The sequence below is a fragment of the Cumulibacter manganitolerans genome (assembly GCF_009602465.1).
GTDB classification, from domain to species: Bacteria; Actinomycetota; Actinomycetes; order Mycobacteriales; family Antricoccaceae; genus Cumulibacter; species Cumulibacter manganitolerans.
In genome coordinates this window covers 11,091-33,919 of sequence record NZ_WBKP01000033.1, presented here as the reverse complement: position 1 = coordinate 33,919, position 22,829 = coordinate 11,091, and the positions used below count along the sequence as shown (strand labels likewise).

Here is a 22,829-nt window from a genome sequence, read left to right as displayed (position 1 = left end):
CAGTGAGCCCCCGAGGGGGCCGGTGGCAGCCGACAGGAGGCCGCCGGTCCCTTCTGCTCTGCCCAGCTTCAGCGACTAGGCACGTCGAGGTCGCCGACGCTAACCTCAGGGAATGCCAGCACCTAAGCGAAAGAGCGTCGAGGACTTCTTCAGCTCGCTCGAGCCCCACCAGCGTCCGCACCTGGACAAGCTGCGGGAGATCAGCCGAAGCTACCAGCCGCGGGTGAGCGAGGAGCTGCGCTTCAACCAACCGGCGTACGTCGCTGAAGGGCAGCAGTGGATGCTGCAGGCGTTCGGCAAGCACTGCTCGCTGCGCTTCGACCCGGAGTTCTTCGTCGAGCACCAGAACGAGGTGACCGAGGCCGGGTACGAGCACGGCGCCGGATTCCTGAAGATTCCCTACGACCAGGATGTGCCGGAGGAGTTGTGCCGCGGCTTGATCGAAGCGAAGCTAGCCCAGACGGGGAAGTAGGCTACGACGGCGAGGGTGGTCTGTCGGTCGGCGAGGTGAGCAAGTCTCCGGGACGCTGCAGGACTGGCTCAGGCGATACTCTCGCCTGCGCCCATGCAGCACTGTTTGTGGCGGATTAAGTCGACCGGCGGGTCGCTGAACCGCCGACGATGGTGGTCGGCGATCGGCGATGATCCCTCGGGGGTTGCGGCATAGCCCTTCTTGGTAAATCAGGCACTCACGAGGTCTTCCTGCCGACCTGAAAGAGATACATGTCGAGGATCTTGCCAGCCGGTAGCCGAGTAGCCGAGGTGGAAGGCTCGCCGAACGAATGCAGGTCGGCGTTTCGATGTTCCTCTATCTCGTCGGCGTGTGTATGACGAAGAAGGCTTAGATAGTCGTAAAACCGTCTGTTGAAGGTTTCGAGCCCAGTCTTGCGGGCGCGGCTCCTCAGGTCCTTGATGCCGGCCAGAACGTAGGTGTCCATGGCAGGGACGCATCCCCAAACGCCGAGCATTACCTTTGTAATGAGCGTAGGCGACGGGTTTCCCGGGAGCGCGCTCTCGAGCGCTTCATACGTGGCATCGAGCGCGGCCCACTCGTCGTCGGAGCCTACGATGTCAACGTCTCGCATGTCCGCGTGGTGACTATCGATGACGGAAATCGTGTTTCGCAATGCGGCGAGGTTTGTCCTCATCAAAACTCCCGAACCACGGAACATCCCCCAGTTCGCCAGGTAGTAACCGAGCTCTAGACAGTCACGACGCTCATCGTGGGGCGCGCGGCCGTCGAAGTTGAACCAGCGATAGCAGTAGTCCCAGCTCGGTTCGCTGCCCGCTGGTGCGGTGTCCGTCGGGTCATCGTTGAGTGATTCCGCGCGATAGGTCCTTATCAATTCGCTGAGTGAGCTTGAGTTCGCCATAGCTGCACCATACGGCGCGTCGGCACCAGGCGAAATCTGATCGGAGGCAGATATGAGCGCGTGCGATCGGGTAGCGGACGCCCGCGCTGAACCAGTCCACCGAACGGATCAGCCCGAGTGTCTCAGCCGTGGGTGCTGATCCATTCAATGAGCGGGGTCGTCTCCCGCCAGTGCGCGCGGATCCGGTCGACGAGCTCGGGCGTGTGGATGACGTCGTCGAAGCCGTAGTCGCGGCGCGCGGTGAGCGTCTTGTGGCGCAGCAGGTCGATGCGCGGGTGCGATGAATCCCAGCCGCGCGGCGCCGTCTTGAGCGTCGTCCCGCCGATCTCCCAGCCCGCGCGCTTCAGCCTCGCGAGGATCTTCTCCAACGCGGCGCCGTGCCGCTCGTCGTCGATCGCGCGGCGGATCAGGCGCAGCCGCTCGGCTGTGGCGTCGTAGAACCCGGACGCGAGCCGTACGCCGGTGGCGCCGATCTGCACGTAGTAGCCGGTGCGCGGCCCGACGCTGACGAACGCGCCCTGGTGAATCTTGTAGGGCGTCTTGTCCTTCGCGAACCGGACGTCCCGGTACGGACGGAAGACGGAGACCTTCTCGCCTGCGAAGTCGGTCGAGAGCGCTTCGATCAACGCCTCCATAGGCCGGCGTACGGACTCCAGGTAGACCTGCTTGTGCGCCTCCCAGAACGACTTGGTGTTGTCCAGCTCCAGGTCTTCGTAGAAGTCCAACGCGGCGACGGGGAAGCCCTGGAAATCCATGGCCGCAGCGTACGCGTCCGCGCCTCCTCGCCTCGGTTCACCCGAGACCCCGACAGCGAGACGGTAGCTCTACGGTGCGCTGAGCTGCTGCACGATGGCACCCGCGTCGAGCCAGGCGTTCTCCCGGCTGATCAGGCCGTCGCGGAACTCGAAGATGTGCAGCAGCCGGAAGGAGATGTGCCGGTTGTTGCCGGGCACGCCCATGAATGTGCCGGGGACGGTCCCGCTCCACAGGTGCTCGATGGTGCAGTGGTCCTCGCCGTAGAGGGTTCGCACCGGCTCCATCGTCTCGGTGTGGATGTCGGAGAGCAGGTGGCCGTAGAAGTCGCGGGCGGCCGCGACGCCGTGGTTGGCGCCGTCCGGGTTCCCGACCACGTCGTGTTCGACGTCGGGGGTGTAGACGGCCACGGCGGCGTCCAGGTCGCCGGCGTTCTCGGCCGCCAGGTGCGCCTCGATCAGCTGGTCCATCGCATGCGGGGTCATGTCGGGTCCTCCTTAAGGGTCTTTGTGGTCCTGACGCTAGGACGGCACAGCCGGCGGCTGAATCCCGCAATTGAGGGGGTGTGGCGAACGGCCTGCGGGACTACCGTCGGTTCATGGAGGACGCGCTCGCCCGGGCCCGCGACCGCTTGGCCAGGGCGCACGACGCCAACTTGGACGCCGCCGTCCGGGAGGTGCTGGACGCGCTGGAGCTGGTCACCCGCTTCGACTGGGCGGCGGTGATGACGGTCGACCCGGTGACGTTGCTGCCGGGATCCGGTGCGGCCATCAAGGGCTTCGAGCCGGCGGTCTGCCAGCCGTACTGGCACCACGAGATCCTGGTGCCGGGGTTCAACAAGTTCGTCGACCTGGCGCGCGGCCCGCGGTACGTCGCCACCCTCGTGGAGGCCACGGACGGCGACGTGACCCGCGCGTCCACCTGGGAGATCTACGGCCCGCTCGGGGCGGCCGACGAGCTGCGGGTGGCGTTCTGCGTCGGCTCGTCTTGCTGGGGAGTCGCCTCGCTGGTCCGCGCCGCCGTGGACGGGCCGTTCCCGGAGGCCGAAGCCGCCGCCGTGGAGGCGCTGGCTCCCGTCGCGGCCCGGCTGCTTCGCGCCGCGGTCACCGCGATGGGTCCGGACGCCGGCGGCAGCGACTGCGCGGTCGTCGTGGTCGGCCCGACGAACCAGCTGGTGAGCGCCTCGCCGGCCGCCGAGCCCCTCCTCGAGGCGCTGCGCACCCGCGGGATGGACGGCGAGCTGCCGACGATCCTCGGCGCCGTCGCCTCCCGGGCCCGCTCGAGCGGCAGCTCGTCGACCCTGGCCACGCGAATGTACGGCGCCGCCGGTCGCTGGCTGCGGGTGACCTCGGCGCCGCTGAGCGGACCGGACGGCAACGTCGCCATCGTGGTGGAGCCCGCGCGGCCTGCCGACGTGATCCCGATGATCCTCGAGGGCTACGGCCTGACCCGGCGCGAGATCGAGGTGGTCGGCCGGGTGGCGCAGGGCGGCACCACGCAGAAGATCGCGCGCGAGCTCGGCCTCAGCCCGCACACGGTCCGCGATCACATCAAGTCGATCTTCGAGAAGGTCGGCGTCGGCACGCGCGGCGAGCTCGTGGCGCACCTGCACCAGCGTCAGATCGGCCCATTCGAGCCGGCGCCCCGTCGCTGAGCGAGCTCGTCTGACTTTCGCCCGCAGCACGTGCGGTCAGAACGGCCAGGGTGGCTCCGGCGCGTCGGCGCCGTCGACGGCCCGGTGGAAGGCGCCGGGGGACTCGTGCAGGTCGACGTGCCCGGTCCACACGTTTGGCCGCGGCGTGATGCCGGCCAGCGGGGGACCGGTGCGCTGCTTGCCGCTGAACTCCACGAGCGGGATCGCGAACAGTGCGACGGTGCTCAGCTGCTCGGTGGTGGCGGGGGACAGCCCGCGGCGTCCCGGCCAGACGTGCTCGGCGAGCGCGTCGAAGCTCGCCCGTTTGGCCGCCTCGTCGGTGACCTCCTCAGCGACGCCGTGCACGACTAGCGACCGATAGTTCATCGAGTGGAAGCGCACCTCGTTCGCGAGCACCACGCCGTCCGCGATCGTCACCGCGAACGCCACCCGCGCGCCGCCGGCGAGATCGGTCGCGAGCTGGGTGCCGGCGCGGCAGTGCACGTGCACAGCGCGGTCGACGCGCACGAACATCATCGGGACGAGATGCGGGAAGCCGTCGCGGGTCAGCGCGAGGTGGCCGATCCGCCCGGCGTCCAGGACCTCGGCGGCGAACTGGAGGTCGTATCGCGCCCGCTGCGGGTACGAGCGGACCTTCAGCCGGTCGTCAACCATGACCGCACACCCTACGCGTGCAGGTCGGCGACGATCCGGGCGCGGACGGCGTCGTCGAGGTCGTACGGCGCGTAGATGCTGAACCGGTCGACCAGGCCGTCGAATCGGCGCAGGACCTCCGGCCCGATCTGCTCCGGCTCGCCGACGACCGCGAAGGTGTTCAGGACGTCATCGTCGATGAGGGTGGCCATGGTCTGCCACTCGCCGCGCAGCGAGAGCGCGTGCAGCTCCTCGTGCAGGTCGCCCCAGCCGTGCATGTCGAGGACGCCCCGGTACGCCGGGGTGGAGCCGTAGAAGGAGATCTGCCCGCGGACGCCGCGGCAGGCGGCCTCGAAGGACCTCTCGTCGGTGCCGGTCGCGATCAGCCCCGGGTAGCTGACGGTGTACTGCTCGCGGGTGCGGCCCGACGTCCGCAGCCCGGCCTCGACCTGCGGGATGGTCACCTCGCGCATGTAGAGCTCGGTGGTGAACCCGTGCGCGAGCAGCCCGTCGGCGGCCTCGGCGGCGACCGCCGTCATCTTCGGTCCGACGGCGGCGAGCATGACCGCGGGGCGCCCCCACGGGTTCACGCCGGGGGAGAACATCGGGGTCATCAGGGTATGCCGGTAGAAGTCGCCGTGGAAGCGCAGCGGGTCGCCGGTCTCCCAGGACGTCCAGATCGCGTGCAGCGCCCCGATGAACTCGCGCATCCGCTTGACCGGCTCGGACCACGGCATGCTGAAGCGGCGCTCGATGTGCGCCTTGATCTGGGTGCCGAGGCCGAGGATGAAGCGGCCCTCGCTGTAGGCGTGCAGGTCGTTGGCGGTGGTCGCCACCGTCATCGGGTTGCGCGCGAAGGCCACCGCGATGGAGGTGCCGAGCGTGAGCTTGGAGGAACGTTCCGCGGCGACCATCAGTGGGAGGAACGGGTCGTGACTGGTCTCGGCGGTCCAGACCCCGTCGTACCCGACTTCCTCCGCAGCCTGGGCCTGCGCAGCGATGTCGGTGAGGCTGACGACCGCGTCGCTGTTGACCGGTCCGCCGACGTTCCCGTCGATCTTCATCTGGAATGCCTTTCGTGCTGCGTTGAGAGACGACGTGCGTCGATTCCCGCAAGTCGAGATCGATGCGGCCCACGTTGATCAACATGGGGCGCTGTAGGGCGCGCGATCTAGCTGCTTCCGCTCGAACGTATCGCATGAAGCTCACCCGATACGTCGTCGCCGACTTGTACCTCCGGCTTGTGATCGCAGGTAACCCTTGACCGGGCACGGAGTAGAAGTCCGGCTAAATGAGGCCGGCGATATGGTCGAGCGTCTCGCGATCAGGTGAGTAGATTCCGACGCCCTGCATGCCGCGCGTCAAGAGAACCTTGTAGACGTTCTTGACGAGTCGGTCGAATTGCTCATCGGAGACTTGGGTCAGGCTCCGCAACGCAGGGTCCTTGTTGGCGGCGCGCACGATTTGCCACGAGTTGTCACGCCATACGAGGTCAGGGCCGATGATTACACCGGCGAAGTCGTACTCGAACCCCTGCGCGGTGTAGATGCAGCCGACCTGACCGAAGCCGGCCGCGTCCGTCGCCCACAGCGGCGCAGGAGGTACGCCCCCGATCGAGCGGTCGCCCTTCAAGTTCCATGGTCTCGACCACGAGCCGATCTGCACATCCGGCACTAGTGAGCCGTCGGGACGGGGATCGCTCCACCTCCAGCAGTAGCCCGCGCTCATACGAGCCCCGTAGCCGGCGGAGTTTTTCGCAGCGAGCCACGCCTCCAGTTCCTCGGGGCTTTCCATCACCTCGACGGCGAAGTGCTCATCACCTGGCCAGGCGTGCATAGGCGCCCCGCCCAGCCCCAAGATCCCCTCGACCCAACGGACGTACTCCAAGGAACCACCACATCGGAATTGATCGTCGAGGTCGATTTGCATGACATCGATGCCTTGGGCTGCCGCAGCCGTCCGGATCTCGGCGATCGTGCCCATCTCGCCCGGACGCACAACTTGAAACTGGTCCAAAAGGAAGACAGGGGTGCGCGAGACGGACAACAGTTCGTCGATCTGCGGGCGTTCCGTCCGCAATTCCGCGCGCGTATATCTATTTACCGATGTTTCGCGGATTCGGTGCGCCTCATCGAGGATCACGCAGTCGAGCGAGTTCGGCTCCATCGACATGAATGAGTTGAAGTAGAGGAAGGTCTTTCGCACACGCGGGTTTCGCGCTGCGGCGACCTTGCGCAGAGTCTTGGTGAAGGACTGGGAGCCGGTCGCATGGATGACCGTCCGTCCCTGCCGGCTCAGTTCACCCATGAGCGAAAGGGCAATGACGCTCTTGCCACTGCCAGGCCCACCCGAGATGATCACGGCCGTCTTCGTGTTCAGATGCGACGCCTTCTTGACATGGTGCAGCACGTAGTTGTACGCGTCCCTCTGCTCGTCAAGCAGCGTGAACATCTCACGTCTCTGCACTTCGTCGGCTGCGACTGCCATCAGCTGGCGGGATGGTCGAATCGCGCTTGCCAAGAGCTGGTCAGCGGCCCTCGCACCACTCGCGGACGAAAAGACCTGCTGCAGGTACTCACGTAGCAGCGCGCGGCGCTGCCCCGTAAACAATCGCCCTTCCGGTGCCTGAGCTACCTCGAGCAGATCACTCACGCCGTTGTCGGTTGCGTTATGGAGGTAGGCAATCCCTCGAACGGCGTCGGCCTTGCCCGCCAGCGTCGCGGTGAAGTCGCTGAGGTACTCGACGTAGTTGCTAACCTGGCGCGTGGGATGGGTGACCGGCCGACTTCCATATCCGCCCACCAGTACTAGTTCTTCGCTGTCCTCAAAGCGCTCCGCCTCCGACCATTGCTTAAGCTCGATCACAATGTAGGCAGGGTTGCCGCTGTGGTCGAGCCCCGCCAGGACCACGTCGGCGCGTTTGCTCGTGAGTGGCAGCTGAAACTCGACAAGCATCTCCACCTCAGCGAGTCCCGCATCGCACAGGTCGGATGCGAGAACCGGCAGGCTGCGAGCCCAGGATCGCCGCTCGCCAGGCGACGGATACCGCCCGGTGGAGTGCTTCATCTGCTCTGCAAGACGTGCCTCGAGGTTCAGTTCGAGTGCGGAGAAACTGCCTGCGGAACAGCGCAGCAGCGACGACACAACAAACTCCCGGGCAGCACGACATAAGCGTGCGGGGGAGCGTGTCCGTAACTGGAAGCTCGTCGATCCGCGTTGACTCGGTCACTCTAACCGGAACGGCCCCACGTCTCCCGGTAGGTCGGCGGTGAGGATGAGGTGTCGTTGCCGATCTTGGGCGTCTGCGTTCGGGCGCGACCTCCGAGCGGTTGGCGACGCCTCGCGACGCTGCCGAAATCATGCGGCGACTCGTATGGCTAACATCGTTCGCCGCTCGCCATCGGGATGTGGCTTGGGTAACTTGGCGCGCAACGGGACTCTGCGAAAGGATCACGCGCATGCTGGCCACCGGCAACCTGACCTTGAACCATGTCCTCGCGCATCGCGCCGAGGTGGATGCCGACCGCATCGCGCTGATTTTCGAATCAACCGACGGCCGCTGGACCGAGCTGTCGTACGGTGACCTGCACGAGCGAGCCGGCCGGCTGGCTGCGGGGCTCGCGCGCAGCGGCGTCGGTAAGGGCGACCACGTCGTCCTGCACATGGTGAACCGGCCCGAGTTCGTCGTGGGGCTGTTCGCGATCGCGCGGCTCGGCGCGATCGCGACACCCACAATCGCCTCGTACGCCATCGACGAGCTGCAGTACGTGCTCGAGCATGCGGAGGTCGCATCGATCATCTGCGATCCCGGCCGGCTGGAGGTTGCCACCCAAGCCGCGAAGCTGTCCAGCGGCAAGACGCCGGAAGTCATCTGCACCGACGATCTAGCCACATACATGAGGGACGATGAGCCGCCGGCGGTCGACGTCGCGGCGAGCGACCCGGCCGTGCTGATGTACTCCTCCGGGACGACGGCTCGCCCCAAGGGCGTCGTGCTCAGCCATCAGGCGCTCGTGCTCTCCGGCGAGGTCAACGCGCAGCACCAACGGCTCCGCCCGGACGACCGCAGCCTCTGCGTGCTGCCGCTCTTCCACATCAACGCCATGAGCCTGTCGCTGCTGTGCGCGGTGGTCACCGGCAGCACCCTCGTCCTCGCCGAGGCGTTCGACGCCACCCGGTACTGGGCGCAGGTCCGCACCTACGGCATCACCGTCGGCAGCCTCGTCGCCAACCCGATCCGCCAGCTCATGCAGCTGCCGGAGCAGTCCCGCGACGCGCGGCATTCGCTGCGGATGATGCTGTTCGGCATGGCGCTCGCCGACGCGGAGATCGACGAGTTCGAACGGCGCTACGCCGTACCGCTGATCAACCTGTGGGGCATGACCGAGGACGCCACGATCGGCACCCGCTGCCCGCCCTACCTACCGCGCAACCCGCGGTCGATCGGCCTGCCGCAGACCGGCATCGACATCGCGGTTTTCGACGCGGAGGACCGCGAGGTGCCGGCCGGCCAGCCGGGGGAGGCCCGCTACATCGGCAGCCCGCGGCTCGAGGAGTACTACCGCGACCCGGACATCACCGCCGCGACCAACCGTGACGGCCGGTTCTGCACGGGCGACACGATGATGATGGACGAGCTCGGCTACTTCTACTTCCTGGACCGCACTAAGGACGTCATAAAGGTCAAGGCCGAGAACGTCGCCTCCGCCGAGGTCGAGCGGGTGCTGACGACGCACCAGGCCGTCTCGGACGCGGCCGTCGTCGGCGTGCCCGACACTTGGAGGGACGAGCGCATCGTCGCCTTCGTGCAGGTGGTGCCGGGGCAGTCCGTGGACGCCGAGGAGCTCCGCGCGCACTGCCTCGACAGCCTGGCCCGGTTCAAGGTGCCGCACGAGGTGCACTTCGTCGACGAGTTTCCCCGGACGTCGATCGGCAAGATCCGCAAGAACGAGCTGCGCGACAAGGCCAAGGACGGCCAGGGGTAGGCCGCTCGTCAGCCGACGAACTTCTCCGCGCACCGCACGCAGCGCTCGGCGAACGGACGCGCCTCCAGGCGCGCCGCCGGAATCGGTTGCCCGCAGCTGACGCAGATGCCGTAGGTGCCGGCGTCCAGCCGCGCCAGCGCGTCGTCGACCTGCGCGAGCTTTGCCGCGGCCGCCTCTTCGAGCCCGGTGAGCCGCGACCACTCCGACGACAGTGTCGCGCCGTCCGGGTCGTGCTCGTCGTCGTCGTTGGCGCCCGCCCGGTCGGCGAGCAGCGACTGGAGCATCCGGGACGTCGTGGCGAGCCGCTCCGCCGCGTCCACGCGCAGCTCGAGCAACGTCGTGCGCTGCTGCTGAAGCTCGTCGTCCATGCGCCCACTCTATGAACCCGGGCTGCACGAGTGGCCACGCCACCGGGCGCACTCCAGGCACGATGGGGGCATGAGACTGTATGCCGCCACCCCGGTCCGCCGTACCCGCCAGATCGCCGGTGACCTGCTCCTCGTGGGGTGGGTCGTGCTGTGGATCTGGCTCGGCAACGTCGTGCACGACGCGACCATGTCGCTGACGACCCCGGGCCAGCAGATCGACGCCTCGGCCACCGGGCTGAGCAAGGCGCTCAATGACGCCGGCGACAAGCTCGAGGGCGTGCCGGTCGTCGGTGACGAGGTCGCCACGCCGTTCAACGCCGCCCGCGACGCGGCCGACGGCATCGCGGACGCCGGCCGCAACACCGCGGACGCCGTTGCGACCCTCGCGTTCTGGCTGGGCCTGCTGATCGCCGCCATCCCGATCGTTATCTGGGCGGCGTACTACCTCCCGCGCCGCTACCGCTTCGCCCGCCGGGCGAGCGCCGGCCAGCGGTTCATCGACTCCAACGCCGACCTCGACCTGTTCGCGCTGCGCGCCCTGGCCACCCAGCCGATGCACGTCCTCGCCCGGATCGACGACGACCCGGCCGGTCGCTGGCGCGCCAAGGATCCGGAGATCATCCGGGCCCTCGGCGAGCTCGAGCTCAAGGAGAGCGGCCTTCGGCCACCGCGCTCAGCACGCGTCCGCTGACGCTGCCCGGGTCCGAGCTCCGCCGTACGCGCGCAGGCAGCGCAGCGGGCCGGCACCGTGGGAAGCTCTGCACTGCTCGGCGGAAGCGACGCCCTCGACCCGAGGTAGTTTTGAACCGTCGTCATCCTCCATCTGTCCTGTGCCGGAAAGGCCTGTCGATGTCAGCTCAGGTCCCCGTGTGGGCAGCGTCCTACGCTCCCGGCGTCCCGCTTTCGCTGGAATATGGCGACACAACGGTGATCGATTTGGTTGAGTCAGCTGTCCGCGAGCACCCTGGACGACCGGCGCTGGACTTCCTGGGCCGGTCGAGGACGTACGCCGAGACGGCTGACGCGGTGCGTCGGGTCGCCGAAGGACTGCGCGCGCTGGGCGTCAAGGCCGGCGACAACGTCGCGCTGGTGATGCCCAACTGTCCGCAGAACGTGATCGCCTTCCTCGCCGTCCTGCGCCTGGGAGCCATGGTCGTCGAGCACAACCCGCTCTACACCGCCGGCGAGCTGCGAGCGCCCTTCGTGAACCACGCGGCCCGCGTCGCGATCGTCTGGGACAAGGTCGTCCCGGTCATCGAATCCCTGCGGTCCGACACCGCGCTCGAGCACGTCGTCGCGGTCGATCTCACGACCGAGCTTCCGCTCGCCAAGCGTCTGGCGCTGCGGCTGCCCCTCGCCAAGGCGCGGGCGGCCCGGGACAAGCTGCACGCGCCGGCCCCGAACGCGCTGCCCTGGAAGACCCTGCTGGCCAGCGACCCGCTCGACGATGCGTACCCGCGCCCGTTCGCCGAGGGCGTCGCGTTGCTGCTCTACACCTCCGGGACCACCGGCCAGCCGAAAGGCGTCCCGCTGCGGCACCGCAACCTGGTGGCCAACGTGCTGCAGGGGCAGGCGTGGGTCCCAGGAATGGTGCCCGGCCGGGAAACCGTCATGGTCGCGCTCCCGCTGTTCCACGCGTACGGCGTGACGGTCAGCGTGCTGCTGGGCCTGTCCCTCGGCGCCAAGCTGGTGCTGCTGCCCAAGCCGGAGATCGACGTGGTCATGGACGCGATCAAGCGCGAGGTTCCGTCGTTCCTGCCGGCGGTCCCGCCGCTGTACGCGAAGATCGTCGACGAGGCGGACAAGCGGGGCGTCTCTATCCGCGGGATCAAGTGGTCGCTGTCCGGCGCGATGCCCGTCCATGCGCCACTCGTCGAGCGCTGGGAGGCTGCGACCGGCGGTCTGCTGGTGGAGGGGTACGGCCTGACCGAGACCTCCCCGGTCGTCATCGGCAACCCCATGGCGACGACTCGCCGACCCGGCTCGATCGGCGTCCCGTTCCCCGACACCGACGTCCCCCTCGTCGACCCCGACGATGCGGACCGCGACGTCCCGCTCGGCGAGCGTGGCGAGCTGCTGGTCCGCGGGCCCCAGCTCTTCGACGGCTACCGAGACATGCCCGAGGAGACCGCGGCCGCCTTCCACGACGGCTGGTTCCGCACCGGTGACATCGTCACCATGGCTGCCGACGGCTTCATCACGATCGTCGACCGGATCAAGGAAATCATCGTCACCGGTGGATTCAACGTCTACCCGTCCGAGGTCGAGGACGTCCTGCGCCGGGACCCCTCCGTGGCGGATGCCGCGGTGGTCGGGATCCGCAGCGCCGACGGAGCCGAGGAGGTCGTCGCTGCCGTGGTGGCCGCCGAGGGCGCACAGGTCGACACCGACGCGCTGCGGACGCACGTCCGCGGAGAGCTGACCCCGTATAAGGTCCCGCGCCGCGTGTTCGTCCTCGAGACCCTCCCGACGAACCCGATGGGCAAGGTACTGCGCCGCGACGTCGCGGCGTTGCTGCAGGAGTCCTGACCCGCCGCGGCGTTCGGTTCATGCCGAGGGTGCGCAGCTGCGTCGTGCTCCGGTGCGGGTGAGCGCACCTGCACGTCCGAGCCCGGTCGCGCATCGGCGATGATGGGGGACGACGCCGCTGCACACGCGGCGCACCAATGGAGGACACCGACACCGTGGCAGCGCTCGAAGGACTCTCGCCGGCGACGATCGACGGCGTCCACGTCGACCCCGAGCGCGTCCAGAGGCGCACGCTGCGCGTGGTCATGCTCAGCCAGGTGCTCGGCGGCGCGGGCCTGGCGGCCGGCATCTCGGTCGGCGCGCTGCTCGCCGAGCAGATGCTCGGCACCGAGGGCCTCGCCGGCCTGCCGACCGGGCTGTTCACCCTCGGCTCCGCGCTCACCGCGTTCCTGGTCGGCCGGCTCACCCAGCGCTCCGGCCGCCGGCTCGGGCTCGGTGCCGGGTTCGGCGCCGGCGGGCTCGGCGCCATAGGCGTCATCGTCGCGGCCGTCACCGCCAGCATCCCGCTGCTGTTCCTCTCGCTGTTCGTCTACGGCGCCGGCACCGCCACCAACCTGCAGGCGCGGTACGCCGGCACCGACCTCGCCGCGCCGGCCCGGCGCGGCACCGCGGTCAGCATCGCGATGGTCTCGACGACCCTCGGCGCGGTCGCCGGCCCCAACCTGATCGAGCCGATGGGCAGCCTGGCGGTGCGGCTCGGGATCCCCGCGCTCGCCGGCCCGTTCCTGCTGGCTGCCGTCGCGTACCTCGCCGCCGGCACCGTGCTGGTCACCCTGCTGCGCCCGGACCCGTTCCTCCTCGCCCGCCGGCTGCAGGAGCACGCGAAGGCGTCGCTGCCGCCGACCGACGAGCCCGTGGTCATTCCCAAGCCGGGAGTCGGCGCGTACGTCGGCGCGACGGTGATGATCCTGTCGCAGATCGCCATGGTCGCGATCATGACGATGACGCCGGTGCACATGCGCGCGAACCACCACGGCCTCGCCGACGTCGGCATCGTGATCGGCGTGCACATCGGCTCGATGTACCTGCCGTCGTTGGTCACCGGCGTCCTGGTCGACAAGATCGGCCGGACGCCGATGGCCGTCGCCTCGGGAATCACGCTACTGCTGGCCGGCGTCGTCGCCGCGCTCGCGCCGGGGGACTCGCTCGGGCTACTGATCCTCGCGCTCGCGCTGCTGGGTCTCGGTTGGAACTTCGGGCTGATATCCGGCACCGCGCTGGTCGTCGACGCGACCGTCCCGGAGAACCGGCCCAAGATCCAGGGCACCATCGACGTGCTGATCGCGCTCGCCGGAGCCGGCGGCGGCGCGGCGTCCGGCATGGTCATGTCCGCGACGTCCTACAGCGGCCTGTCGATCGCCGGCGGCTTTCTCGCGCTGCTGCTGGTCCCGGTCCTGCTGTGGTCACGCCGTACCGGCCACGCTCAGGCCTAGCTCGCGGGCTTCGCCTGCAGCGGTCCTCGTAGAGGCGCTCCTTTGCGGCACGGGCTGCCGCGTGGCGCGTCGGCGTCCGGCCGCGTTCTGGTCCTCGGAGTGGAGGACGTTGGCCTCTGGCCCACGCCTACCTGCGCGCGGGAGCGTGGTTCTCAGGTAGGGAAGAGGTGATAGCCGTGCCTCCCGGGTTCGACACCAGAGCCGGAACACGTGGTGTGACCGCGTCCGCCGGGCCGGTCGCGGATCGGGTCAACGCGTGGATGGACCGGCAGCTGATGAAGCGGACCGTTCGGCGGGTGGTCAGCGTGATCGGCTTTCGTCCGATCGTCCTGACCACGATCGGGCGTCGAAGCGGGATCGAACGCGCGCACGTGGTCTACGGGGTCCGTGACGCGGACAAGGGGTGGCTGGTCGTGGCCTCGGCCGGCGGTACGGCGACCAACCCGGCCTGGTACCACAACATGGCGGCCCACCCGGACCAGGTACGCATCGACGTCAACGGCCGCGTTATCGCCGTGACCGCGGTGCAGCTGCACGGTGCTGAGCGGGCCGAGGCGTGGCGCCGGTTCACCAAGAAGGCGCCCTGGTTCGCCGGCTTCCAGAAGAAGACCGACCGGGAGCTGCCGGTCATCCGCCTGACACCGCGGTGACGCGGCCCGTCGTGGTGCGTCGGCGTAGCACGTGGAACGTCGGACGTCGGGCCTGGGCAGCTTCTGCTGCGATACTCGATCGATGAGGATGGAGGCGTCCTTTACGACGTCCGCTGACGGCACTCATATCGCGTGGTCGCGGCACGGCAGCGGCCCGGCGCTGGTGCGCGTCGGCACCTGGCTCACGCACCTGGACTACGACTGGTCCAGCCCGCTGTGGCGGCACTGGCTCAGCGAGCTCGGCGACCGGTTCACCGTCGTGCGGTACGACGACCGCGGCAGCGGGCTGTCCGACCGCGACCCCGCCGAGTACTCCCTCGATGCGTGGCGCGCCGATCTCGAGGCCGTCGTGGACGCCGCCCAACTGGGCACCTTCACGTTGCTCGGCATGTCGCAGGGCGGGGCCGTCGCCGTCGACTACGCCCGCACGCATTCCGAGCGGGTCGAGAACCTGGTCCTCTACGGCGCCTACGCCCGCGGCGCCACCGCGCGGGCCGTCACCGAGGAGCAGCGTGCGGAACGCGCTGCGCGAGCAGCTGATCGCGGTCGGGTGGGGCCGCGCCGACTCGGTCTACCGCCGGGTCTTCACCTCGACCTTCATCCCCGGCGCATCGGAGGCCCAGCTGCGCTGGTTCGACGAGCTGCAGCAGCGGTCCATGTCGCCGGAGGCCGCACTTGCCAGCTCCCGTGCGCGGGCCGCCCTCGACGTCAGCGCCGCGGCGGAGGCGGTCACCTGCCGGACCCTCGTCCTGCACGCCGACGCGGACCGGGCCGTGCCCTTCGAGCAGGCCGCCTGCTGGCCGGGCTCATCCCCGGTGCGCGATTCGTCCCGCTGCACAGCGCGAACCACATCTTGCTCGCCGACGAGCCCGCGTGGCCGCAGTTCCTCACCGAGGTGACCGCCTTCGTCGGGGGCGGCGCGCCGAGCGGACCGGCCGCCGTCCTCACCGGCCGCGAGCTCGAGCTGCTGCGCCTCGTCGCGCGCGGTCGCAACAACGTCGAGATCGGCACCGAGCTGTCGTTGAGCCCGCGGACGGTCGAGCGGCACCTGTCGAACATCTACGCCAAGCTCGCGCTGACCGGGAAGTCCGCGCGCGCCGCCGCGGCCGCCCAGCTGCCCGACCTGGAGCGTCGGTCGTCGCTGACCTGACACGGCATGGCTTCAGCGTTGGGTAGTACCCGCCATCGCGGAGACGCCGGCCGGTTGCAGGTTGGCGGGCAGCACGGAAGCGACGGCGCCTCGGCGTCCCTAGCGTGAGAAGTGCTCCGCGTCAGGAGCATCCAGCCACCGGGAGGACGCCATGCCATTCATCAACGTCAAGGTCATCGAGGGTGTGTTCACGCTCGAGCAGAAGCAGGACATCGTCCGCAAGCTCACCGACACCATGGTGCAGATCGAGGGCGACAACATGCGCCAGGTCACCTGGTGCGTCGTGGAGGAGGTCGCCAGCGGCGACTGGGGGATCGGGGGACAGCCGCTGACCACCGCGGACGTGCAGGCGCTCGCCAAGGGAGTGCCCGTCGCGTGACCGCGCCGGCGTCCCCGCCGCCGTCCGCTCGTCCGGCGCAGGTCCGGACGGCCGTCGACGGCGAGCGGGGCTACCGGCGTCGCGGGCTGCCGGGGGCGCGCCGACCGACGGCCGCGCCTGCGGCTTGGGCGGCGTATCGGGTGTCCCTGGAGGCCGGCATGCGGGATGATCGCCTTTGCTGTGACGACTGCGAAGGAGACCTCCCGGATGCCCAAGACAGTGCTCATCGCCGGGGCCAGCGGCCTGGTCGGCACCGCCTGCGTCGACGCGTTCCTCGACCGCGGCTGGGATGTCGTCGCCGTCTCCCGTCGCCGTCCCGAGGTGACCAGCGACCGGCCGTTCACACACCTGCCGCTGAACCTGCAGGACCCGCAGGACTGCCGGAACGCCGTCCGCGACCTCGCAGGCGTCACGCACGTCGTGTACGCCGCGGTCAGCGAGAAGCCCGGGCTGATCGCCGGCTGGCAGGACCCGGACCAGATGCAGGTCAACCTCGCGATGCTGCGCAACCTCGTCGGCCCGCTCAGCGATGTCGCCGCGCTCGAGCACGTCACGCTGCTGCAGGGCACCAAGGCGTACGGCGGGCACCTGCACCCGATGCCGGTCCCGGCGCGCGAGCGCTTCCCGCGCGATGATCACGCCAACTTCTACTGGCTGCAGGAGGACTACCTGCGCGAGCTCGCCGATCGGCGCGGCTTCGCGTGGACCATCCTGCGGCCGGTGTCGGTGCTGGGCCCCAACTACGGCGTCGCGATGAACGTCATCCCGGTCATCGGCGCGTACGCCGCGATCTGCCGTGAGACCGGCGCGCCGTTCGGCTATCCGGGGCACGTCGGCTACGTGCAGCAGGCCGTCGACGTCCGGCTGGTCGCCGGCGCCGCTTTCTGGGCCGCCGACGCCTCCCAGGCCCGCTTCGAGTACTTCAACCTCAGCAACGGGGAGGTGTTCAGCTGGCGCGACCTGTGGCCGGCGGTCGCCGACACCCTCGGCGTGGACATCGCGCCCGATCACCCGGTCAGCCTCGCGGACTTCCTGCCGGCCCCAGGCGAGACGTGGCAGCGCATCGTCGCGCGGCACGGGCTGCGCCCGCTGGAGATCGCCGAGGTGCTGGGGGAGTCGCACCACTTCGCCGACCGCAACTTCGGGTACGGCCTGCGCGAGCAGCCCGCGCCGCGGCTGGTGAGCACGATCAAGGTCAAGCAGGCCGGCTTCACCGACACGATGGATACCGAGGAGTCGGTACGCCACTGGCTGCGGGTGCTGATGCAGCGCCGCGTGATCCCGTCGCCGTAGGAGCCGCGACCGGCCGGGCCGACGACGGCGGCCGCGCGCCGAGGGTCGGCGCTCCGACCGGCCGGGCCGAGAGCCGCCGGGACCGCGGCGCCGACCGGCCGGGCTGAGGGCCGCGCCGCCGAGAGCCGCCGGGGCACCAATTAAGATCAGGTGTTGCCAGGTCGGCCCCGGGCCGCATCCTCTCGAGCCCCCGCAAGGAACCGCCGTGCCGACGTCCCCGCTGAGCGCGCCCCTGGGCGTCCGGGGACTCACCAAGGCGTACGACGGCACGATCGTCGTCGACGACGTCCACCTCGACCTGCGTCCCGGCGAGATCCACGCTCTCCTCGGCGAGAACGGGGCCGGCAAGTCCACCCTGATCAAGATGCTGTCCGGTTTGGTCCACGGGGACGCCGGCCACCTCACCACCGGCCCCGACCAGGCAGAGCAGCCCGCGCCGCGGTCGGTCCACCAGGCACAGCAGCTCGGCATCGTCGCGCTCCCGCAAGAGCTCAGCCTGGTCCCGACGATGAATGCGGCCGACAACATCGCCCTCGGCCAGCGGGTCGGCATCCGCGCCGGGATCGTCTCCGCCGCGAAGCAGCGTGCGTACGCCGCCGAGCAGCTCGCCCGGCTGAACCAGACCGTCCCGATGCGCACCCCGGTCGGCGAGCTGTCGCCGGTGCAGCAGACCATGGTCGCCGTCGCTCGGGCCCTCGCCCAGGACGCCCGCTACCTGATCCTCGACGAGCCGACCGCCGCGCTCACCGACGCCGAGGCGCAGCAGCTGTTCACCGTCCTGCGCCAGCTACGCGAGCAGCAGGTCGCGATCCTCTACGTCTCGCACCGCCTCGAAGAGGTCTTCGCGCTCTGCGACACCGCCACCGTGATGCGCAACGGCCGCGTCGTCGCGACCCGGCCGATGACCGACTGGACCCCCGACACGGTTGTCTCGGCGATGATCGGCCGCAGCCAGGACTCCCTCTATCCCGACCGGACGTCGCAACCCGGCGCGCCGGTGCTGCGCATCGACGGCCTCACCGGCTTCCGGCTGCGCGACGTCACCCTCGAGGCGCGCGCCGGCGAGGTGCTCGGCATCGCCGGGCTCGCCGGCGCCGGACGCAGCGAGCTCCTGCGTACCGTCGCCGGCGCCCAACGACCGCGGCACGGCACCATCACCGTCGACGGCCGGCCGCTCAAGCCCGGCTCGGTCCCGCGGGCGATACGCGCCGGCATCGCGCTCGTCCCCGAGGAGCGGCGCACCCAGGGCCTCGTCGCCGGCCACACCATCCGCGAGAACATCAGCATCGCCAACCTGGCTGCGGTCAGCACGGCCGGTGTGGTCGCCGGACGCCGCGAGCGCGACCTCGCCACTACCCAGTCCACCGCGCTGCAGGTCAAGTCGACGTCCATCGCCCAGCCGGTCGAGCAGCTCTCCGGCGGCAACCAGCAGAAGGTCGTGCTCGCGAAGTATCTCGCCCAGAAGCCGGCGGTCCTGCTGCTCGACGAGCCCACCCGCGGCATCGACATCGGCACCAAGGCGGAGATCTACGCGCTGATCCGCCGGCTCGCCGCCGACGGCGTCGCGATCGTCGTGGTCTCCTCGGAGATCCCCGAGCTCATCGGGCTCAGCGACCGGATCGCCGTCCTGCACGAAGGCCACCTCGTCGCGCAGGTCCCCGCGGACGGCGCCACCGAAGACGAGATCCTCAACTACTGCTACGGGAGACACCAGCAGTGACCTCCACCCCCACCGACAACGACACGCAGCCCGACGGCACTTTGGTCAACGGGCCGCAGGACGAGCCGAAGCAGTCGACGTACGCCATGCGCCGCGCCGCCGCGATGGCCCGGCTACGTGCCTCGGGAACCCTGCTGGGCTTCGTCGCGCTGCTGGTCGCCTTCAGCGTGCTGCGCCCCGAGCAGTTCCTGAAGACCGGCAACTTCTTCAACATCCTCGAGCAGGTCGCCGTCCTCGCCATCGTCGCGAGCCTGCAGACCGTGGTGATGATCGTCGGCGACTTCGACCTGTCCGTCGGCGCGCTCGCCAGCCTCAGCGGCGTGATCACCGCCTCGCTCATCAAGGGCGGGATGCCTGTTCTGACTGCGATCGGGATCGCGCTCGCCGTCGGACTGCTCGCCGGGCTCATCAACGGCGTCCTCGTCGCGTACGTCGGCCTGTCGGCGTTTATCGCCACCCTCGCCACCATGACGGCCTTCACCGGGCTCGCCCTGCTGATCAGCAAGGGAACCACCATCTTCGGGCTCCCTGAGTCGTTCGTCGCGATGGGCCAGAACAAGGTGGGCGCGATCGCCATCCCGGCGCTCATCGCGCTCGGGGTCGCCGCCATCGTCTGGTTCCTGACCACCCGCACCACCGCCGGGCGCCGCTGGTACGCCCTCGGCGGAAACGCCGAGGCGGCGCGGCTGTCGGGCATCGCCGTCCGCCGCTCGCGGATCTACGCCTTCGTGCTGTGCTCCTTCGGCGCCACCGTGGCCGGCATCGTGCTCACCGCGCGGCTCGCCTCGGCGCACCCGAACGCCGGCGACCCGATGATGCTCACCTCGATCGCCGCGGTGTTCCTCGGCATGACGATGATCCGCACCGGGCAGGCCAACCTGCTGGGCACCCTGGTCGGCATCGGGATCCTCGGCGTCATGCAGAACGGCCTCAACCTGCTGCATGTCAACGACTACGTCCAGCAGGTGCTCACCGGCGCGATCATCATCGTCGCGGTCGCGATCAGCCGGATCGGAAAGCAGCGCCGATGAGGACGACCGCCCCGGAAAGCCCCGCGCTCTGGCCGGGGCACCCCACGATCTGGCGGGAGAACCGCACGATCTGCCGGGAGAACCGCACGAGCTCGCCCGAGAACCGCACGATCTGGCGGGGGAACCGCACGAACTCGCCGGAAAACGTCGCGATTCCGCGGCTCTGGTCACCCCGAACGCCCAGTGGCTCACAATCTCGTCGTTTTCCGGAGCACCTGGCCCGCCCGGGTGCGGCGAACCCGCTTCCGGAGGATCTGGCCGATCGGGCGAGGGGTGCCGCATGAGCGTCCTCTGCCTGGACGTCGGCACCAGCGCCGTCAAGGCTGCCGTCATCGATCCGGACGGCGCCGTGCGCGCCTCCGGCACCGCCGAGTACCCGACCCACCGGGTGGGCGGCGGGGGAGTCGAGCAGTCCCCGCTCGACTGGTGGACCGCCAGCGCCACAGCCATTGCGCAGTGCGGCGCCGCGGTCGGGCAGGTGCGGGCGCTGTCGGTCACCGGGCAGATGCAGGACCTGATCGTCCTGGACGGCGTCACGCCGGTCCGCGACGCGCTGCTCTACAGCGACCTGCGCGCGGGCGCCGAGCACGCCGAGCTCGCCGCCGCGCTGCAGGGGTGGGACGACCGCGCCGGCACTGTGCAGGACCAGTCCAACGTCGCCGCCAAGATGCTGTGGCTGGGCCGCCACGAGCCCGCAACCCTGGCACGTGCCACCGGGGTCGTGTTCGGACCGGCCGGCTACCTGCTGAAGCGCTGCGGCGCGCCCGCGCTGTGCGACGTCACCACCGCCTCGGCCACCGGGCTGCTCGACCTCGCCGCCCGCGACTGGAACGAAGACGTCCTCGACGCTGCCAGCATCGACCGCGCCCTGCTGCCCACGCTCGTCGACGCGGCTGGCCTACTCCCCGCGGCGCACGAGGACCCCACGGCGCGCGGCAAGCGCATGGCGCTCCGCCAGCCCGCCGTACACGCCGAGCTGTCGGCGGCCGCGGCGCGGGAGCTCGGCTTGCCGGCCGGCATCGCGCTCGTCTGCGCGGCGGGGGACGCCGGCGCGGCGACCGACGGGCTCGTCGGTGACGAGCCCGGAGCGGCGTACCTCTACCTCGGCACCACCGGCTGGCTGGCGAAGATCTCCGAGCCCGGTCCACGCGGGACCGCGCATCCCTCGATGCACCGCCTCGCGATGCCCGGCGGCTCGGAGCTGGCGATCGCCGCCGTCCTGCACGCCGGCTCCGCGGTCGACTGGGCGCGCCGCACCTTCCTACCCGGGCGCAGCTTCGCCGACCTCGAGGCGCAGCTGCCCACCCACCGCACCTCCGGGCTGCTTTGTCTGCCCGGGCTCGCCGGCGAGCGCTCGCCGGTCCGCGACCCGCACGCCCGCGGCACGTTCGTCGGCGCCGGACCCGACACCACCGCCGAGGACTTCTACCTCGCCACGCTCGAAGGTGTCGCGTTCGCGTTCCGGCACGTCGCCGACGAGCTCGGCGTCGGTGACGGCGTCCTGCCGGCCGTCGGCGGAGGAGTCCGCTCCGCGGCGTGGCGGCAGGTGCTCGCCGACGTCCTCGACCGCCCGATCGTCGCGATCGCGGACGTCGACTCCGGCACCCACAGCGCCGCGCGGGCGGCGTACCGCGCGCTGGGCGAGCCCGTCCCGGCACCGCTTCTCGCGACCGCGCGCGATTCGATCGCCCATGACGCGACTGCACGCAACGCGGTCGCACGCGACGAGCACCGCGCCGACCCCGGGTCGCGCAGCGCCGACTATCGACGCCTCGCGCCGGTGCATCACGACCTCTATGGCACTCTTGCCGAGACCTTCCGCCGCCTGTCGACAGCGACCGCGGCCGACCGAAAGGACCCCGACCATGCGTAGCGTCTTCATCCGAGCCGTGGCGGCGCTGGTACCCGCCGCGCTGCTGCTCACCGGCTGCTCCAGCGGCGAGCCCTCCTCGGGGGGCGGCGGCGACTCCACCACGGTCGCGGTCATCACGCCGTACCTCGCCAACGCCGCCACCAAGGACGTCATCGACAAGTTCCAGGCCGACGGCAAGAAGCGCGGCTGGGACGTCACGGTCACCGACACCGCCGGCGACTTCAACAAGCTCAACAGCTCGATGCAGGACGCCGCCGCGCAGAAGCCCGACGCGATCGTCCTCGGCAGCGGCGACCCGACCCAGATGAGCCTCGGCCTGAAGGCCGCGAAGGACGCCGGCGTCCCGGTGTTCGCCATCGACGCCGCGATGGCCGACGGCATCGTCGCCAACGTGACCAGCGACAACGCCGACCTCGGCAAGAAGAGCGCCGAGGAGCTCGTCAAGTTGCTCGGCGGCAAGGGCTCGATCGTGATGCTCACCCACGACCCGCACCCGGGCGTGAAGGCCCGCACCGAGGCCGCGAAGAAGGTCTTCGACGCCGCCGGGATCAAGATCGTCGCGTCCAAGCACGTGAACGTCCCCGGCCCGGTGGACGACGCCCGCAAGTCGGTGCAGGACCTCATCACGTCCGATCCCAACGGCTTCCAGGGCATCTGGGCCGGCTGGGACGAGCCCGCCCTCGGCGCCACCCAGGCGCTGAACGCCGCCAACGTCTCCGGCGTCCAGGTCGTCGGCGTCGACGGGCAGGACTTCGCGATCGCCGAGATCGACAAGAAGGGCCCGTTCAAGGCGACCATCAAGCAGGACTGGTCGGCCATCGCGACCAAGACCGCCGACCTGCTCGAGGCCTACCTGAAGGACAAGAAGACCCCGGACCCGCAGCAGGTGCAGATCCCCGGCGTCCTCTACGAGGGCAAGAAGTAGCGCCGTCCTGCGTGCGGCGCTCGCGGTAGCCGCCGCGGCGATCCGCGATGAGCGAGGTGCCTAGCGCCCGGGCGCCCGCG

The 22,829-nt window shown here is 69.9% G+C and carries 21 protein-coding genes; 14 read left to right on the top strand and 7 right to left on the bottom strand.

Annotation, left to right across the window (positions count from 1 at the left end):
- Positions 1-112 precede the first annotated feature (112 nt).
- Entirely contained in the window at positions 113-472 is a 360-nt protein-coding gene (locus tag F8A92_RS12355) for an iron chaperone (protein WP_153505469.1), read from the top strand.
- A gap of 217 nt (positions 473-689) precedes the next feature.
- Here F8A92_RS12355 and F8A92_RS12350 read toward each other — a convergent pair whose 3' ends face one another.
- From F8A92_RS12350 to F8A92_RS12340, 3 genes are all read right to left on the bottom strand, one after another.
- Entirely contained in the window at positions 690-1,373 is a 684-nt protein-coding gene (locus F8A92_RS12350) for a hypothetical protein (RefSeq protein ID WP_153505468.1), read from the bottom strand.
- Positions 1,374-1,495: 122 nt separating this feature from the next.
- Entirely contained in the window at positions 1,496-2,128 is a 633-nt protein-coding gene (locus F8A92_RS12345; RefSeq protein ID WP_153505467.1) for a DUF2461 domain-containing protein, read from the bottom strand.
- A gap of 69 nt (positions 2,129-2,197) precedes the next feature.
- Entirely contained in the window at positions 2,198-2,611 is a 414-nt protein-coding gene (locus F8A92_RS12340; RefSeq protein WP_153505466.1) for a nuclear transport factor 2 family protein, read from the bottom strand.
- A 113-nt stretch (positions 2,612-2,724) separates the two neighbouring features.
- Between F8A92_RS12340 and F8A92_RS12335 the strand changes: the two genes are divergently transcribed.
- On the top strand, positions 2,725-3,780 hold the full coding sequence (locus F8A92_RS12335) for a helix-turn-helix transcriptional regulator (RefSeq protein ID WP_153505465.1): 1,056 nt from the start codon (positions 2,725-2,727) through the stop codon (positions 3,778-3,780).
- A 36-nt stretch (positions 3,781-3,816) separates the two neighbouring features.
- Here the strand turns inward: F8A92_RS12335 and F8A92_RS12330 are convergent, their stop codons facing one another.
- The 3 genes from F8A92_RS12330 to F8A92_RS12320 form a co-directional block, all read right to left on the bottom strand.
- Positions 3,817-4,434, bottom strand: coding sequence for a pyridoxamine 5'-phosphate oxidase family protein (locus F8A92_RS12330; protein ID WP_153505464.1), 618 nt, complete (start codon positions 4,432-4,434; stop codon positions 3,817-3,819).
- An 11-nt stretch (positions 4,435-4,445) separates the two neighbouring features.
- Positions 4,446-5,477: an LLM class F420-dependent oxidoreductase gene (locus F8A92_RS12325; RefSeq protein ID WP_153505463.1), complete on the bottom strand. Its 1,032-nt coding sequence runs from the start codon at positions 5,475-5,477 to the stop codon at positions 4,446-4,448.
- A 223-nt stretch (positions 5,478-5,700) separates the two neighbouring features.
- Entirely contained in the window at positions 5,701-7,557 is a 1,857-nt protein-coding gene (locus F8A92_RS12320) for a DUF2075 domain-containing protein (RefSeq protein WP_153505462.1), read from the bottom strand.
- 314 nt (positions 7,558-7,871) lie between these two features.
- Between F8A92_RS12320 and F8A92_RS12315 the strand changes: the two genes are divergently transcribed.
- Entirely contained in the window at positions 7,872-9,398 is a 1,527-nt protein-coding gene (locus F8A92_RS12315) for a class I adenylate-forming enzyme family protein (protein WP_194291477.1), read from the top strand.
- 8 nt (positions 9,399-9,406) lie between these two features.
- On the opposite strand, the gene F8A92_RS12310 is transcribed toward F8A92_RS12315, so the two are convergent.
- Positions 9,407-9,766 carry a TraR/DksA family transcriptional regulator gene (locus F8A92_RS12310; protein ID WP_153505460.1) on the bottom strand — a complete coding sequence of 120 codons (360 nt, stop codon included), beginning with the start codon at positions 9,764-9,766 and terminating at the stop codon, positions 9,407-9,409.
- Between the two features lie 70 nt (positions 9,767-9,836).
- Between F8A92_RS12310 and F8A92_RS12305 the strand changes: the two genes are divergently transcribed.
- From F8A92_RS12305 to F8A92_RS12255, 11 genes are all read left to right on the top strand, one after another.
- Complete coding sequence (locus tag F8A92_RS12305) at positions 9,837-10,457, top strand: hypothetical protein (RefSeq protein ID WP_153505459.1); 621 nt, start codon at positions 9,837-9,839, stop codon at positions 10,455-10,457.
- 158 nt (positions 10,458-10,615) lie between these two features.
- Positions 10,616-12,295 (top strand): long-chain-fatty-acid--CoA ligase, encoded by a 1,680-nt coding sequence (locus F8A92_RS12300; RefSeq protein WP_194291476.1) that lies wholly within the window; start codon positions 10,616-10,618, stop codon positions 12,293-12,295.
- A 137-nt stretch (positions 12,296-12,432) separates the two neighbouring features.
- Positions 12,433-13,728: an MFS transporter gene (locus F8A92_RS12295; protein ID WP_153505458.1), complete on the top strand. Its 1,296-nt coding sequence runs from the start codon at positions 12,433-12,435 to the stop codon at positions 13,726-13,728.
- Between the two features lie 215 nt (positions 13,729-13,943).
- Positions 13,944-14,378 carry a nitroreductase/quinone reductase family protein gene (locus tag F8A92_RS12290; protein ID WP_228389409.1) on the top strand — a complete coding sequence of 145 codons (435 nt, stop codon included), beginning with the start codon at positions 13,944-13,946 and terminating at the stop codon, positions 14,376-14,378.
- An 82-nt stretch (positions 14,379-14,460) separates the two neighbouring features.
- Positions 14,461-15,528: an alpha/beta fold hydrolase gene (locus F8A92_RS19295; protein WP_323368436.1), complete on the top strand. Its 1,068-nt coding sequence runs from the start codon at positions 14,461-14,463 to the stop codon at positions 15,526-15,528.
- A gap of 151 nt (positions 15,529-15,679) precedes the next feature.
- Positions 15,680-15,907, top strand: coding sequence for a tautomerase family protein (locus F8A92_RS12280; protein WP_153505457.1), 228 nt, complete (start codon positions 15,680-15,682; stop codon positions 15,905-15,907).
- Between the two features lie 207 nt (positions 15,908-16,114).
- Positions 16,115-17,200 (top strand): NAD-dependent epimerase/dehydratase family protein, encoded by a 1,086-nt coding sequence (locus F8A92_RS12275; protein ID WP_153505456.1) that lies wholly within the window; start codon positions 16,115-16,117, stop codon positions 17,198-17,200.
- A gap of 205 nt (positions 17,201-17,405) precedes the next feature.
- Positions 17,406-18,920, top strand: coding sequence for a sugar ABC transporter ATP-binding protein (locus tag F8A92_RS12270; protein WP_228389408.1), 1,515 nt, complete (start codon positions 17,406-17,408; stop codon positions 18,918-18,920).
- Entirely contained in the window at positions 18,917-19,951 is a 1,035-nt protein-coding gene (locus tag F8A92_RS12265) for an ABC transporter permease (RefSeq protein WP_228389407.1), read from the top strand. Before F8A92_RS12270 ends, F8A92_RS12265 begins: the two co-directional genes overlap by 4 nt.
- Before the next feature lie 280 nt (positions 19,952-20,231).
- Positions 20,232-21,824 (top strand): FGGY family carbohydrate kinase, encoded by a 1,593-nt coding sequence (locus F8A92_RS12260; RefSeq protein ID WP_194291475.1) that lies wholly within the window; start codon positions 20,232-20,234, stop codon positions 21,822-21,824.
- Positions 21,817-22,749 carry a sugar ABC transporter substrate-binding protein gene (locus tag F8A92_RS12255; protein WP_194291474.1) on the top strand — a complete coding sequence of 311 codons (933 nt, stop codon included), beginning with the start codon at positions 21,817-21,819 and terminating at the stop codon, positions 22,747-22,749. Before F8A92_RS12260 ends, F8A92_RS12255 begins: the two co-directional genes overlap by 8 nt.
- The last annotated feature ends 80 nt before the right edge of the window (positions 22,750-22,829 follow it).

Bases quoted from the DNA above. Each gene is read 5' to 3' on its own strand.
- F8A92_RS12330 (WP_153505464.1), bottom strand. From the start codon at position 4,434: ATGGTTGACGACCGGCTGAAGGTCCGCTCGTACCCGCAGCGGGCGCGA.
- F8A92_RS12310 (WP_153505460.1), bottom strand. From the start codon at position 9,766: ATGGACGACGAGCTTCAGCAGCAGCGCACGACGTTGCTCGAGCTGCGC.
- F8A92_RS12325 (WP_153505463.1), bottom strand. From the start codon at position 5,477: ATGAAGATCGACGGGAACGTCGGCGGACCGGTCAACAGCGACGCGGTC.
- F8A92_RS12295 (WP_153505458.1), top strand. From the start codon at position 12,433: ATGGAGGACACCGACACCGTGGCAGCGCTCGAAGGACTCTCGCCGGCG.
- F8A92_RS12335 (WP_153505465.1), top strand. From the start codon at position 2,725: ATGGAGGACGCGCTCGCCCGGGCCCGCGACCGCTTGGCCAGGGCGCAC.
- F8A92_RS12315 (WP_194291477.1), top strand. From the start codon at position 7,872: ATGCTGGCCACCGGCAACCTGACCTTGAACCATGTCCTCGCGCATCGC.
- F8A92_RS12305 (WP_153505459.1), top strand. From the start codon at position 9,837: ATGAGACTGTATGCCGCCACCCCGGTCCGCCGTACCCGCCAGATCGCC.
- F8A92_RS12345 (WP_153505467.1), bottom strand. From the start codon at position 2,128: ATGGATTTCCAGGGCTTCCCCGTCGCCGCGTTGGACTTCTACGAAGAC.
- F8A92_RS12280 (WP_153505457.1), top strand. From the start codon at position 15,680: ATGCCATTCATCAACGTCAAGGTCATCGAGGGTGTGTTCACGCTCGAG.
- F8A92_RS12300 (WP_194291476.1), top strand. From the start codon at position 10,616: ATGTCAGCTCAGGTCCCCGTGTGGGCAGCGTCCTACGCTCCCGGCGTC.
- F8A92_RS12355 (WP_153505469.1), top strand. From the start codon at position 113: ATGCCAGCACCTAAGCGAAAGAGCGTCGAGGACTTCTTCAGCTCGCTC.
- F8A92_RS12260 (WP_194291475.1), top strand. From the start codon at position 20,232: ATGAGCGTCCTCTGCCTGGACGTCGGCACCAGCGCCGTCAAGGCTGCC.
- F8A92_RS12255 (WP_194291474.1), top strand. From the start codon at position 21,817: ATGCGTAGCGTCTTCATCCGAGCCGTGGCGGCGCTGGTACCCGCCGCG.
- F8A92_RS19295 (WP_323368436.1), top strand. From the start codon at position 14,461: ATGAGGATGGAGGCGTCCTTTACGACGTCCGCTGACGGCACTCATATC.
- F8A92_RS12350 (WP_153505468.1), bottom strand. From the start codon at position 1,373: ATGGCGAACTCAAGCTCACTCAGCGAATTGATAAGGACCTATCGCGCG.
- F8A92_RS12340 (WP_153505466.1), bottom strand. From the start codon at position 2,611: ATGACCCCGCATGCGATGGACCAGCTGATCGAGGCGCACCTGGCGGCC.
- F8A92_RS12275 (WP_153505456.1), top strand. From the start codon at position 16,115: ATGCCCAAGACAGTGCTCATCGCCGGGGCCAGCGGCCTGGTCGGCACC.